At 60.9% G+C, this 13,619-nt stretch carries 11 protein-coding genes and 1 pseudogene; 6 read left to right on the top strand and 6 right to left on the bottom strand.

From position 1 onward, the window contains the following. Positions 1 to 93: 93 nt before the first annotated feature. Positions 94 to 1,926: a hypothetical protein gene (locus CW354_RS14675; protein ID WP_104830851.1), complete on the bottom strand. Its 1,833-nt coding sequence runs from the start codon at positions 1,924 to 1,926 to the stop codon at positions 94 to 96. 214 nt (positions 1,927 to 2,140) lie between these two features. Here CW354_RS14675 and CW354_RS14680 point away from each other — a divergent pair, with 214 nt between their 5' ends. Continuing rightward, on the top strand, positions 2,141 to 3,316 hold the full coding sequence (locus CW354_RS14680; protein ID WP_104830852.1) for a vWA domain-containing protein: 1,176 nt from the start codon (positions 2,141 to 2,143) through the stop codon (positions 3,314 to 3,316). Positions 3,317 to 3,332: 16 nt separating this feature from the next. On the opposite strand, the gene CW354_RS14685 is transcribed toward CW354_RS14680, so the two are convergent. Continuing rightward, entirely contained in the window at positions 3,333 to 3,683 is a 351-nt protein-coding gene (locus CW354_RS14685; RefSeq protein ID WP_104830853.1) for an Hpt domain-containing protein, read from the bottom strand. A gap of 175 nt (positions 3,684 to 3,858) precedes the next feature. Beyond that, complete coding sequence (locus CW354_RS14690) at positions 3,859 to 4,344, bottom strand: hypothetical protein (RefSeq protein ID WP_104830854.1); 486 nt, start codon at positions 4,342 to 4,344, stop codon at positions 3,859 to 3,861. A 293-nt stretch (positions 4,345 to 4,637) separates the two neighbouring features. Between CW354_RS14690 and CW354_RS14695 the strand changes: the two genes are divergently transcribed. The 3 genes from CW354_RS14695 (at position 4,638) to CW354_RS14705 (ending at position 8,318) form a co-directional block, all read left to right on the top strand. Further along, positions 4,638 to 6,101 (top strand): helicase HerA-like domain-containing protein, encoded by a 1,464-nt coding sequence (locus tag CW354_RS14695; RefSeq protein WP_104830855.1) that lies wholly within the window; start codon positions 4,638 to 4,640, stop codon positions 6,099 to 6,101. A gap of 3 nt (positions 6,102 to 6,104) precedes the next feature. Beyond that, complete coding sequence (locus CW354_RS14700; protein WP_104830856.1) at positions 6,105 to 6,707, top strand: CPBP family intramembrane glutamic endopeptidase; 603 nt, start codon at positions 6,105 to 6,107, stop codon at positions 6,705 to 6,707. A gap of 99 nt (positions 6,708 to 6,806) precedes the next feature. Continuing rightward, entirely contained in the window at positions 6,807 to 8,318 is a 1,512-nt protein-coding gene (locus tag CW354_RS14705) for a PQQ-dependent sugar dehydrogenase (protein ID WP_133162327.1), read from the top strand. 1 nt (position 8,319) lies between these two features. Here CW354_RS14705 and CW354_RS14710 read toward each other — a convergent pair whose 3' ends face one another. Both CW354_RS14710 and CW354_RS14715 read right to left on the bottom strand, forming a co-directional pair. After that, entirely contained in the window at positions 8,320 to 9,102 is a 783-nt protein-coding gene (locus CW354_RS14710; RefSeq protein WP_207764826.1) for an NUDIX hydrolase, read from the bottom strand. Next, positions 9,095 to 9,487 (bottom strand): hypothetical protein, encoded by a 393-nt coding sequence (locus tag CW354_RS14715; RefSeq protein WP_104830859.1) that lies wholly within the window; start codon positions 9,485 to 9,487, stop codon positions 9,095 to 9,097. The genes CW354_RS14710 and CW354_RS14715 overlap by 8 nt, the downstream gene beginning before the upstream one ends. 61 nt (positions 9,488 to 9,548) lie before the next feature. Between CW354_RS14715 and recG the strand changes: the two are divergent. Continuing rightward, a pseudogene (gene recG / locus CW354_RS14720) lies at positions 9,549 to 11,651 on the top strand (ATP-dependent DNA helicase RecG); the annotation flags it as partial. On the opposite strand, the gene CW354_RS14725 reads toward recG, so the two are convergent. Next, the gene (locus CW354_RS14725; RefSeq protein ID WP_104830861.1) at positions 11,648 to 12,469 is read right to left on the bottom strand and encodes a DUF502 domain-containing protein; all 822 of its coding nucleotides are present in this window, start codon (positions 12,467 to 12,469) and stop codon (positions 11,648 to 11,650) included. The pseudogene recG and the gene CW354_RS14725 overlap by 4 nt on opposite strands. Before the next feature lie 263 nt (positions 12,470 to 12,732). Between CW354_RS14725 and galU the strand changes: the two genes are divergently transcribed. Continuing rightward, the gene (gene galU / locus CW354_RS14735; RefSeq protein WP_104830863.1) at positions 12,733 to 13,614 is read left to right on the top strand and encodes a UTP--glucose-1-phosphate uridylyltransferase GalU; all 882 of its coding nucleotides are present in this window, start codon (positions 12,733 to 12,735) and stop codon (positions 13,612 to 13,614) included. Positions 13,615 to 13,619: the final 5 nt, after the last annotated feature.

The raw sequence follows: 13,619 nt of genomic DNA on the forward strand, positions 1-13,619 counted from the left end.
GGAATAGCTGACATTGATGGAGGCTATGGACGCTGGCTCCGGGCGAGGGTTTCTATTATCTCTCCCGGGCGCGTGGCCCTGCCGCTCGGTCCTTCACTGTTTGACCAAAACCGCCTGATCGCTCCGGTCCGGGTCCCGAACCCTCGTTGAAGTCAAGGTCATGCCTGAAGCCTCGCACGCCATCGTCCAGTCGCCGCCGCCGCCGACATAGGAGGCCGCGCCAAAACCTTCATTTTCGGCTTTGATGCGTTTGGGCTCATAGTCCGGCCCGGAAGTCACAAAGCCGTCAATAAGCAGGCCTTCGATATCTATCTTCAAAACGCCGTCTTCAATCCTCCATCGGCCATAAGGGCGGTACTTATAGTAGCGGATGGTTGTATCGCCGCCCCGGATCGTATGCGGATCATCGATCGTAAATGTTCCCCCTGCCTGTATCGTTACAATTGGACCATCCTGATCGTAGACGGTTTCGACATCGCCTTCCAGTTCATCGAATATCGCGGGGATCGCGCCCCGGAAGCGAAATCTGTCCTTTGCGTTGGCGGCGCGAAGCTTTCGTTCCGTCGCAAGGAAGTCATCCATCTGGTCGGGCGGGACCATGCCCCTGGCGGCGTCCAGCGCTTCGAGCGCTCCGGACAGCGGGTCTTCCGCCTCCTCGTCCGGCGTCGGCTGCTCCATCCAGGCGCCGATCTGGCAAGCGCAATTCGTTGCGCCGCTGGCCCCCATCGATAATCTTGCGTTAAGGTTTTCACCAGAAGGCATGATCGCCGCAACTTTGATTGGCGGCGCCGGCATATCGATCTCCGCCGCTCCGCTGACGCGGCGCCAGTCCTCATCGTCGCGTCCGCGGATTGCAAATTGGGCGTCGCCGGCGTCGATCTGCAGTTTCGGAACGCCGCCTCTGGGAAGGGAAATTTCACGCAACTGAACGGACAGGGGCGGGCCTTCAATGACGGCGTCGCACGCCTTTGTCAGCGCCAATGGCTCCGCTTCCGCCTGTGCCGGCAAGGGCCGACCGTCCGGCATGGTGATGGTTTGATCCGCCTGGGCGATCGCCCAGTCCAGCCAGCGCTCGGGCGGCAATATTTCTGCGGCTCTTTCGGGACGGGTCAGATACTCATCGCCGCCGAGACCGACGGAGAAGACCCAGTCCGCATTGAACGCCTGTTCTCCCCAGAAAAAGAAAGGCTGCGCATCGTAGGAATGCTGGGTCAGCGAGCATGATTTCTGCCGCATGAAAAACTCTTCGATCCATCGATCGCGTTCGGTCGTCCCTTCGACAACCTTGTGAGCGAGCCATTCCGCCGATCCCTCGACCCACCAGTGGAGCTCGTTCTCGCGGCGTGTGTAGAAGCCGCTTTGCATGGCGTGCATCCATTCATGGGCAAGAACGAAGCGGCGCTCGCGGTCGTTCTCAATTCGATCGGGGAAGACAACGATAAGGCAGAGCCCCTCGGGCAAATCCCTTAACTCATCCGCCCAGTCCGAGTCGGCCTCGCCCTCCAGCTCTGAAACAAAATGCTTGGCGAGTTCGACTTTTTCATCCTCTTCATCTCCGCTTTCCTCGGCGGCGTCACCTTCCGCGCCCGGGCTTGCACAATCGGTAAAGGCCATGGTGGAGCCGAAGATGTCCAGCCGGGTTTCGATCAAAAGGACGGGGCGGCTGGGCGGTCTTGTAAAATAGGATTGCATTTCTTCCAGCCGCGGCTTCAGCGACCCCAGCAGCGAGAGCAACCTGTCCGGACGATGCTCGGCGCTGCGCCGCCGCAATCTCCAAACATGCTGCCCGCCCACAGACAACTCTGTTTCGTAAACGTGTCCTATTGCGTAGATTTCGTCCAGCAACGCTTCATAGTCTTCGCCATCGTCAGGCTCCGGCCTTGTCGGACATGCGCCTTCAACGGGCGCCGCAATCGCCAGGCTCACAAGTCCCGCGAGCGCCGTCAGGCGAGGCCGTCTCCGGCGTCTGGCGGGTCGGCCCCTTCTGCTAAGCGCGCCGTTTCGCATTGCCGTTCTCCCATCCTCAATGCGCCGCAATCATAGGACACCCCATGTCTGAAACCAAATTCCTTGCGATTGGCGCGACGGCAGGCTGTATCTTGGACTTTCGCCGGGCGCGATGCGCGTTAGAATGGCTCTCATGTTCACAAAGTTCTTTCACGAGCTGAAATCAGCCGGCCTGCCCGTCTCTTTGCGGGAATATCTCACCTTGATGGAGGCGATGGACGCCGATCTGGCGGGCCGCCGGGTCGAGGATTTCTATTACCTCTCCCGGGCGGCGCTGGTTAAGGACGAACGCAATCTCGACAAGTTCGACAAGGTGTTCGGCCATGTCTTTTCAGGGCTCGAAACCGTCGGCGAGGAGATCGCGGCGGACATCCCGGAAGACTGGCTGAAGCTGATGACCGAGCGTTATTTCACCGAAGAGGAAAAGCGCGAGATCGAGGCGCTGGGCGGCTGGGACAAGCTGATGGAGACGCTGAAAGAGCGGATCGAGGAACAACAAAAGCGCCACCAAGGCGGCAATAAGTGGATCGGCACGGGCGGGACCTCGCCTTTCGGCTCCGGCGGCTACAACCCCGAAGGCGTGCGCATCGGCAATGAGGGCAAGCGCCAGGGCCGCGCCGTCAAGGTCTGGGAAAAGCGCGACTATAAAAATCTCGACGACAGCGTCGAACTCGGCACCCGCAACATCAAGATGGCGCTCAGGAAGCTTCGCCGCTTCGCCCGGGAAGGCGTGCCGGAGGAATTCGATCTCGACAACACCATCGATGCGACGGCGCGCGCGGGCTATCTCGACATCAAGATGCGCCCCGAGCGGCGCAATACGATCAAGGTGCTGCTCTTTTTCGACGTGGGCGGATCAATGGACCCGTTCATAAAAGTCTGCGAGGAGTTGTTCTCCGCCGCCCGCGCCGAATTCAAGCACATGGAGTATTTCTACTTCCACAACTGTCTTTACGATTATGTGTGGAAGGACAATCGCCGCCGCTGGACAGAGAAAATTCCGACATGGGACGTGCTGCACAAATATCCGCATGATTATAAGGTGATCTTTGTCGGCGACGCCTCCATGTCGCCTTACGAGATCACCGTGCCCGGCGGGGCCGTCGAATATTTCAATGAAGAACCGGGCGCGGTCTGGTTGAAACGCGTCACCGACATTTACGAGCGCATCGTCTGGCTCAATCCGGTGCGCGAGGAAAGCTGGAATTACGTTCCTTCAACGCAATTGCTGCGTGAGCTTCTGGGCGAACGGATGTATCCTCTGACGCTCGGCGGCCTTGAAAAGGCCATGACCGAGCTGAAGCGCTGAAACAGCGACGGTGCGTTTAACCCGCCTCCGCCATGCGCAGACTGTTGGCTTCTTCAGCCGCCGCGCGCGCCAGATGACGCAGGGAAACGAGGGCGGTCGCCCGCGCCTCCTGCTTGGCCGGGGCCGGGCCGACCATTTTTTCGGCTTCCTCGCACAGCTTTCCGAGATTCCAGGCGCCGACGCCGCGCGCCGCCCCTTTCAGCGTATGGGCCGTGTTTTTCCAGCCTTCGTCGGGCTGGAAGACGTCGAATTGCTGGATCAGATTGTCCACCTGCTCGGTGAAAATCTCCAGAATCTCGTCGCGCAGCGCATCGTCCCCCGCCACGTATTTTTCGAGATGGTCAAAATCAATTACTTTATCGGGCATAGCTAAACTCGCTGTTCCATCCCCCTATTTGAGGTCAAAATAAGGAACAAAAGCTACAAAGCTTTTAAAATTTTATCCGTCAATATGAACAGGGCGTTAAAGAAAAACGCCGCCCGGAGCGCATAACCCCGGGCCGCGTTTCATTTCGGCACAAAATTTAAGAGTCTTCAGAGCCTTACTGGTTCGGATCTTCCTCGCTCGCCTCATCCGCCGTCTCTTCGGCTTCATCAGCGGCGTCCTCGGCAGACTCTTTCATATCATCGGCGGCCTCATCCATTTTATCGGCCGCTTCGTTCATGGTCTCTTCGGCCTCATCCGCCATATCGCCGGCGGCGTCCATGGCGTCTTCCGCGGCTTCTTCGGTCGCGTTCATGGCCTCGGCGCCCATTTCCTCGGCGTCGTCCATCATGTCGCCGGCGGTTTCGCCAGCCTCGTCCATGGCGTCATCCGTCGCTTCGGCGGCGTCGTCCATCGCCTCGCCCGTCTCATCAGCAGCGCCGTCAAGCATATCGCCGGCGGCATCGGCTGCATCGGTGACCGTATCCTCGACGGCCTCGACTGCTTCCGTCACAGCGCTGTCTTCGTCCCCTCCACCCATGAGCCTGGTGAGGCCGATGATGACCGCCAGCGCGACGGCGATAACCAGAATAATTCTTAGCATGACAAACCCCTTCCTTTGCGTACCCTCTTCGCCCGATGTGATGTCGCAGTTATTATCGCTGCGCACCCCGTTTACAGCCTGTTGCAAGGCTTTCTTCTACGCAACCTCGGCATTTTATCCCCAATCGGATAGCCCGTAAATGGCCGAAGGCACGCCCGCGCCTCTTTACAATTACAGATTTGACAATGTTTTCGGGCGCTTGGAGATTGAGCCGGAAGATTGATATCAGCGCGCGTCCGGCCTAAAGAGCGCGCTTTGCGAAGGAAGCGCGCAAAAGGGGGCCACGAGAGAGCATGACGCAAACATCCGTTTTTCTCGGAAAAAGCGACAAACCGGAGGCGCTCACCCTGAAATACGCCAACCGGCACGGGCTTATCTCCGGCGCGACGGGAACCGGGAAAACCGTCACTTTGCAGATCATCGCGGAAGGGCTGGCCGAAGCCGGCGTGCCGGTATTCGTGGCGGATGTGAAAGGCGATCTCGCCGGCCTCGCACGGCCCGTGGAAATGAAGGATTTTCTCACCAAACGCGCCGAAACGGTCGGTCTCGCCCCATACGAGCCGCGCGGTTTTCCGGTTTGCTTCTGGGATCTCTTCGGCAAACAGGGCCACCCGATCCGCACCACCGTGTCGGAAATGGGGCCCCTCCTCCTGTCGCGCCTTCTCGATCTCAACGAAACCCAGGAAGGGGTTTTGACCCTCGCCTTCCGGCTCGCCGACGATGAAGGGCTGTTGCTTCTCGACCTGAAAGACCTTCGCGCGCTGCTTGTCGAGGTCGCCGACCGCGCCAAGGAGCTGTCGGCGGAATACGGCCATGTTTCGCGCGCCTCCGTCGGCGCCATCCAGCGGCGGCTTCTCGCGCTTGAAGAACAAGGCGCGGAGGAGTTTTTCGGCGAGCCGGCGCTCGACCTCATGGACTTTCTGCGCACCGGCGAAAACGGCGAAGGCGTCGTCAACATCCTCGCCGCCGACAAGCTGATGCAGACGCCGAAACTCTATGCGACATTTCTCCTCTGGCTGTTGTCGGAACTCTTCGAAGAACTGCCGGAAATCGGAGATCCTGAAAAGCCAAGGCTCGTCTTCTTTTTCGACGAAGCGCATCTTCTTTTCGACGACGCCCCGGACGCGTTGATCGACAAGGTCGAACAGGTGGTGCGCCTCATTCGCTCCAAAGGCGTCGGCGTCTTTTTCGTCACCCAAAATCCGCTCGACGTGCCGGACAGCGTGTCGAGCCAGCTCGGCAACCGCGTGCAGCATGCCTTGCGCGCTTTCACGCCGCGCGAACAGCGGGTCGTCAAGGCGGCGGCGGAAACCTTCCGGCCCAATCCGGCTTTCAAAACGCTGGATGTGATTACCGAGCTCGGCATCGGCGAAGCGCTGGTCTCGACGCTCGAAAGCAAGGGCGCGCCCGGCGCCGTTCAGCGCACGCTGATCCGCCCGCCGGCCTCGCGCATGGGCCCCCTGACGAAAACCGAACGCAAAGACGTCCTGCGTTATTCGGACATGACGGACAAATATGACGAGCCCGTCGACAATGAATCCGCTTATGAAATTCTGAAAGAGAAGGCGGAAAGACGCGCCGAAGCCGAAGAGAAAGCCCGTCTTAAAGAAGCAAAGGAAAAGGCCGCCAGGAAAACGCCCCGCCGGCGCCGGCGTTCGAGCCGTCAAACGGTAAGCGAAGCGGCCTTCAAGACCGCCGCCCGCACGCTCGCGCGCGAACTGGTGCGCGGCCTCCTCGGCAGCCTGAAGCGTCGCTAGATCATGGAAGACAACGAAACGCCCCAAACGCCTGAGCCGCGCGCGTTCCTGATGGTCATCCTCGGCACCATCGGGCTCGGCGTCGCCGCTTACGCCTTCAGCCTGGTTTTGGGCGTGCCTATGGCGCAGCGCATCCGCCCGGACATCAACGATTTCGCCATCGGCGTCATCGCCACGCTGCCGCTCGCCGGTTTCCTCTGGTGGTTCTCCAATACGACGCTTGAACATTTCGCGTCCTTCCGCAAATCCCAGATCAAGTTCTTCTCGGAAATCGGTTTCGAGTTCACGCCGTCGCGCATCGCGCTGATGGCGGTCTGCGCCGGGATCAGCGAGGAGCTTTTGTTCCGCGGTCTTTTACAGACATGGATCGCCGGCTTCGCCCCGCTCGCCGTCGCCATCATCCTGTCGAATGTGGTTTTCGGCATGCTGCATATGCGCACGATTTTATACGCTGTGATCGCCGGACTTGTCGGCGTTTATCTCGGCGTTCTGTTTGCGGTGACGGACAATCTTCTCGCGCCCATGGCGGCGCATGCGCTTTATGACGCCGTTGCGCTTGAATATACGCGCCGGGCGGTCGTTAACTATCAATCCGGCGAAAACTGAAACATTCCCCATACCGCTTGTTAATCCGGCGACGCGATAATTTCACAATAAACCTGATACTCTGGCCGCGCCATGACCGCCGCGACAAGGAGCGCGCCGATGAAATGCTTTCCGACCGGCTTCACCGCCTGCCTGTTGCTTGCCGCCTGCGGCGGCGGCGACAACGATCCCGCGCCGCCCATGGGCGGCTCGAATACGGCGCCCGATTTCACATCCGCCGCAACGGCCAGCGTTTCCGAAAACACCTCGGATTCTTTCTATATGGCGGCCGCCAGCGACGCCGAAGGCGACGCCTTGAGTTTCACAATTGCAGGCGGCGCCGATGCAGCGTTGTTTTCCATCACCATGGGCGGCGCCCTCTCCTTCGAGACGGCGCCGGATTTCGAAGCGCCTGCCGATGGGGATAATGATAATATTTATGAACTGACGCTCGAAGTCAGTGACGGCGAAGCGACGGCGAGCCGCGCCATAACGGTCACGGTGACGGACGTTTTAGAGAATATCAGCGTGCGCCAGATCACCGAATCGGCTTCAGCGCCTCTGACGCTTGCAGGCCGCGCCTCCGGCGACCTGCTTGTCGGCGAACGGGCCGGACGCATCCGTATTCTCGATCCCGACACCGGCGTCTTTAACAGCGCGCCCTTTCTCGACATTTCAACGATTGTCGGCACGGCCGGCGAAGGCGGGCTTTTAGGACTGGCGCTGGCGCCCGACTACGCGTCGAGCGGCGCCTTCTATGTGCACATCACCAATCTTTCCGGCGACACGGAAATCCGCCGCTACCAGCGTTCGCCCGGCGATCCGGATGTCGCCGACCCCGCCAGCGGCGACATCATTCTCACCGTCAATCAGCCCGCCAGCAATCATAATGGCGGCTGGATTGGCTTCGGTCCGGACGGCTTTCTTTATATCGGTCTCGGCGATGGCGGCGGCGGGGGCGATCCCGACGGCAACGCACAAAACGTCAATACCCTGCTTGGCGCCATGCTGCGCATCGATCCGTCTTCGGACGACTTTCCGGGCGACGCTGATCGCGACTACGCCATACCCGCCGGCAATCCCTTCGCCGGCGGCGGCGGCGCGCCGGAAATCTACGCTTATGGCCTGCGCAATCCCTATCGTTCGAGCTTTGACCGGGACACTGGCGATCTTTACATCGGCGATGTCGGTCAGGGCGACATCGAGGAAGTCGACCTGATCCCGCCGAACATAGCGGGTCTTAATTTCGGCTGGCCGGCGCGCGAAGGCACGACGATGGAACAGGGCCCCGACAGCCCGGACTTCACGCCGCCAATTGCAGAATACGGCCACGGATCCGGCCCCTTGCAGGGCAATTCCATCACCGGCGGCGTCGTCTATCGCGGGCCTGTGACGGAGCTGCAGGGCGAGTATGTCTTCGCCGATTTCATTTCGAACAATATCTGGTCTTTCCCTGTCGCTTCCGTCGCACAGGGAACGACCCTTAGCTCAAGCGCGTTCACGGTGTTGACCGATGCGCTGACGCCGGACGCCGGCTCCCTCGAATCCATTGTCGGCTTTGGCGAAGACATTGACGAAAATCTTTACATCCTGACCATCGGCGGATCGATTTTCGTGCTTGAGACGCCCTAAATCACGAACGCATCGCCTTTTCCAAAGGTTCTTCCGTCACCGGATAGCCCCTGTCTTCAGGGATGGTCAGGAAATACGCGCCGTCACGCTCGATCCTGCGGGGTTCGATGGGCGACCGGTCGCGGGTTTCGGCGAAGGAGAAGACCGCGTCGGCGCTCTCGCTTGTCGCCAGAAGCTCCACATTGCGCAGGGTCGGAAAGATCATCTTGCGCCGCCCCGCCGTGCTTTCGGCAAGCGCGTCCGCCGGCGCCGTCCAGACGATTTCCATCGCTTCGACGCCATCGGCTTTGGCGCGCTGGCTTTCCGGCGCTTTCGCTGCAAAAAACCAGGTGTCGTATCGCCGGTGGCCGACCCCTTTGGGCGGACGCCAGCGGGCGAAAAGCTGGAGCGCATCCGCGGCGAGGGACAGGCTTTCGCCGGCGATCATCTCAAGAAAAAGCCGGTCGTCGTCTTCGACTCGCTTGCGCCAGGACGAAAGCTTTTCCGCTTCGTCTGCGCCGATCGTTTCGCCGTTCCGCCGCGCGAGCAAAAGCCCGGTCTCCTCGAAAGCCTCGCGCATGGCGGCAATGCGCGGCGCGCGCTCCTCTTCAGGGACGGCGTCGAAACCCTCGCAATGCGCAGCCCATGCCGGATTATGATCGCCCGCGTCGATACGCCCGCCCGGAAAAACGAGCGCGCCGCCGGCGAAAGCGATTTCCGCATGGCGCTCCACCATCAGAACTTCGAATTGCGGCGCGTCACGCAGTAAAATAATGGTCGCCGCCGGGATCAGATCGTCAACCATCGAACAACCCATCCTTGCGGCGCATCGCCGGATGCTGCGCTTTGGCGCCCGTGAGCTTCACGGCACCATAACCGCCCAGCGCCGTGGCGACAGCCGTCCCCGGCCACAAAAGCCAGCTTAAGGGATAGGAAAAAAGCGTGATAACCGCGCCGAGAAAAATTGCGGCCGCGCTGAGCGCGCCCAGCGGCGCCCATTTCCTGCCGAAAAGCACCGCCACGAGCGCCGCCAGAAAAGCGCCGAGAAACCAGCCAAGAAGCAATATCGCGCCATAGCCGGCCGAGCCCGGCGCCAAGCCGGTCGCGGAGGCGCCGGCGCTTTCCACCATTTTCGCGAGCGCGAAACCGGCGATCACAGCGGCAATGACGGCGAAGAGCGATCTGATCATGGGGTTGGCTCCTTGATCTTCTGTTTTAACCCGCCCGCAGAAATGGAAAAGGCTTCAAAACAGCGCTAAACCGGCCGCCATGCGGCCCGCTATCCTCAATCCCCTTTTCGCCGACATTACGGTCCTTTCCGGCGTCGGCCCGAAACTCTCGACGCTGATCGCGCGGGCGGCCGGCCCCCATGTCGTCGACCTGATTCTGACCCCGCCGTCAGGGCTCGTCGACCGGTCTTTCCGGCCAAGCATCGCCGACGCGCCGGAGAACCGGATTCTCACCCTTGAGGTGACGGTCGATCGTCATCATCCGCCGCCCAAGGGCAAGCGCCTTCCCTATAAAGTCATCTGCTCCGACGAAACCGGATATTTGACGCTCGTCTTTTTTCACGCCCGCGCGGACTATCTTCAAAAGACTCTGCCCGAGGGGGAAAAACGCCTCGTATCCGGCAAGATCGAGGACTATGGCGGCGCGCGCCAGATGGTGCATCCCGATTATATCGCCGATCCGCAAAAGCCCGGCGAGATGCCGCTATATGAACCGGTTTACCCCTTAACCGCCGGCCTTTCGGCCGCCGTCATGCGCAAGGCCGTCACACAGGCGGTCCAGCGCACGCCAGACCTCCCCGAATGGCAGGAGCCGACCTGGCTGAAGGCGCGTGACTGGAAAGGCTGGAAAGAAGCGATTGACGCGGTTCACGCGCCTCACGCCCTCGAAGACCTCTCTTCCATGACGCCGCCGCGCCAGCGCATCGCCTATGACGAGCTTCTCGCCAACCAGCTTGCGCTGGCGCTCATCCGAAAGGCGCGCATCAAAAAGAAAGGCCGCGCCATTAAAGGCGACGGGCGCCTTCTTGCAAAAGCGCGCGCAGCCCTGCCCTTCAGCCTCACCAATGCGCAGAAAGAAGCCTTAAAAGACATTTTCGATGACATGCGCGCGCCGGAGCGCATGGTGCGGCTGCTGCAGGGCGATGTGGGATCGGGCAAAACCATCGTCGCTTTTCTGTCTATGCTGACGGCGGTCGAAGCCGGCGCGCAAGCCGCGCTGATGGCGCCGACGGAAATCCTTGCGCGCCAGCATCTGGAATCGCTCGCCAGCCTTGCAGAAGCGGCAGGCGTCACGCTGGAAATCCTTACCGGACGCGACAAGGGCGCAACGCGCGTTGAAAAGCTGGAGCGCCTCAAAACCGGCGCTATCGACATTCTCATCGGCACGCACGCCCTCTTTCAGGAAGGCGTCGACTTTCGCGACCTGGCGCTCGTCGTCATCGACGAACAGCACCGTTTCGGCGTGCGCCAGCGCGTGGCGCTCGCTCATAAGGGCCCCAAGCCCGACCTCCTGGTGATGACGGCGACGCCGATCCCCCGCACTCTTTCGCTCACCGCCTATGGCGACATGGAGCACAGCCGCATCACCGAAAAGCCGCCGGGGCGCAAACCGGTGGACACGCGCGCCATTCCCATGAGCCGGCTCGACGAGGTGATCGCGGCGGTGAAGCGCGTGACGGGCGAAGGCAACCAGGCCTATTGGGTGTGTCCGCTGGTCGAGGAATCCGACGTCATCGACCTCACCGCCGCGGAGGAACGCTTCGAGAGCCTGAAGGAGGTTCTCGGCGAGCGAGTCGGCCTCGTCCACGGGCGCATGTCGGGGCCGGAAAAAGACGCGGTGATGGAACGGTTTTATCGCGGCGACCTCTCCGTCTTGATCGCCACGACGGTGATTGAAGTCGGGGTCAATGCGCCGAACGCGACGATCATGATCATTGAACATGCAGAACGTTTTGGTCTGGCGCAGCTTCACCAGCTGCGCGGGCGCGTCGGGCGGGGCGACAAGAAATCGAGCTGCATCCTTCTTTACAGGCCGCCGCTCGGCGAAACCGCCAAGGCGCGGCTCAAGGTTCTGCGCGACACCGAAGACGGCTTCGTCATCGCCGAAGAAGATTTGCGCCTGCGCGGGGCTGGCGATGTGTTGGGCGCGGCGCAGTCTGGCTTCCCGCATTTCCGTCTCGCCGACATCGCCGTGCATGGAGAGTTGCTCGCCGCGGCGCGCGACGACGCCAAGCTGATCATGGAGCGCGATCCGGAGCTGAAGACGGTGCGGGGCGAGGCCCTGCGCACGCTTCTTTATCTTTTCAGCCGCGACGACGCCGTAAAACTATTAAGCGCCGGCTAGCTTTTGCGCCCGCCGAAAAGGCGTTTCTTGAGGGTTTTTTCTCCGTTCGCCTCTTTCGCCAGCTTTTCGAGGCGCTTTGCAGCCTCCGCCCCGTCGGCATAGTCCGGGGTCACAAGACCGAGCGAGAAAACCACCTTCGCCGCCTCTTCGACGGTCATGCTCAAGACGCGCAGATCTTTTCGCGGCACGAAGAGCAAAAAGCCGGAGGTGGGGTTCGGCACCGTCGGAATGAAGATGGATGTAAGGTGATCGCCCATATCGTCGAGACGCGTAAGCACCTCGCCCTTGGTCTCGCCGACAACGAACGCCATCACCCAGGCGCCTTTGCGCGGATATTCGACCAGCGCCACTTCCTTGAACGACCGGTCGGACTGGCGTAGCGCAGTCTCGAAAACATTTTTGAAAAAGCCGAAAACATTGCGGACAATCGGCAGCGATTCAAACAGCCGCTCTCCGGCGCGAATGAAAGAACGACCGATAAAGTTCTTCGTAAAAATGCCGATCAGGATGATGGCGATGAAAGCGAGAAAAACCCCGAACCCGGGGAAGAACTGGACAAAGGTCTCATATTTGCTGTCGCCCACCGGAAGGGTGCGTTTGACGAAGGTGTCGAGCTTCGCCATCGGGCCGGTGAACAAAAGATAAAACAGCCAGATCGTGATCCCGGTCGGCGCGACGACTGCGACGCCAGCCAGAAAATCCGACCAGAGGCCTCCCAGAAAGCTCTGTTTCTTCGGCTGGATCAGCGGCCCCTCGCCGCCAAGCCCGCCGCGGCGGTGATGGGGCTCGTCCGTATGTGTTTCCTGTTCGTCGCTCATGCTGCTCTGCCGCTCCGGGCCCCTTTGGGCCTCATAGACTCTACCATATGCGCGGCCCCGCGCGCATCTGCAAGACGGGCGCGCCCGCGCGGCCTTTTGATGGCCCCCGCCCGGCTTTTTTCGGGAGCCTAACGGCGATTTCCAGCGTTCCGGCCGGACGGGGCCGGTTGATCTTCGCCGCACAGGCCATGATAAGAACGAGGCGCTATCAAACCCTTGCGGCGTTCCCGTAATTGTTAACAAGCCCTGACAGGAAACCTCTCATGAAACCGGTTCGAAAAGTCGTCATTCCCGTCGCCGGCCACGGCACGCGCGTTCTTCCGGCGACAAAATCCACCCCCAAGGAATTGCTGCCGCTGGTCGACCGGCCGCTGATCGACTATGTAGTGAATGAAGCCTTTGAGGCGGGAATCGAGCATGTGGTGCTTGTGACGGGCCGGGGCAAAGGCGCGATCGAGGATTATTTCGACCACGCCTTCGAACTCGAGGCCGGGCTCGAAGCGAAGAAAAAGACCGCCATCCTCGAAAGCGTGCAGAACGTCATCCCGAAAGCGGGCGCCCTCTCCTACACCCGCCAGCAGGCGCCGCTGGGCCTCGGCCATGCGGTCTGGTGCGCGCGCGACATTGTCGGCGACGAACCTTTCGCCGTGTCGCTCCCCGATGTGGTGATCGCCGGCGCGGGAGACGGCAAGCCGGCCTGTCTCGCGCAGATGATCGGCGAATATGAAAAGACCGGCGGCAACATCATCGCCGTTGAAGAAGTCGACAGGCAGGAAACCGACAAATACGGCGTCGTCGCTCCCAAAGGCGAACGTCAGGGCCGCCTTTTTGAAATGTCGGGCATGGTCGAAAAGCCGGCGCCCGCCGACGCGCCGTCGAACCTCGCCATCACAGGGCGGTACATCCTGCAACCGGAGATTTTCAAGCTGCTCGAAACGACGCCCCGCGGCGCCGGCGGCGAGATCCAGCTCACCGACGCCATGGATGCGTTGATGAAGGACCAGCATTTTTACGCCTATGAATATGAAGGCGAGAGCCATGATTGCGGCGACAAGCTCGGCTGGATGAAGGCGAATGTGGCGTTGGGCCTCAAACGCCCGGAATTCGCCGAGCCCTTGCGCGATTTCCTGAAAAACGCCGTCTGAACCGG

The organism is Hyphococcus luteus (genome assembly GCF_002943565.1).
Taxonomy (GTDB): Bacteria; Pseudomonadota; Alphaproteobacteria; order Caulobacterales; family Parvularculaceae; genus Hyphococcus; species Hyphococcus luteus.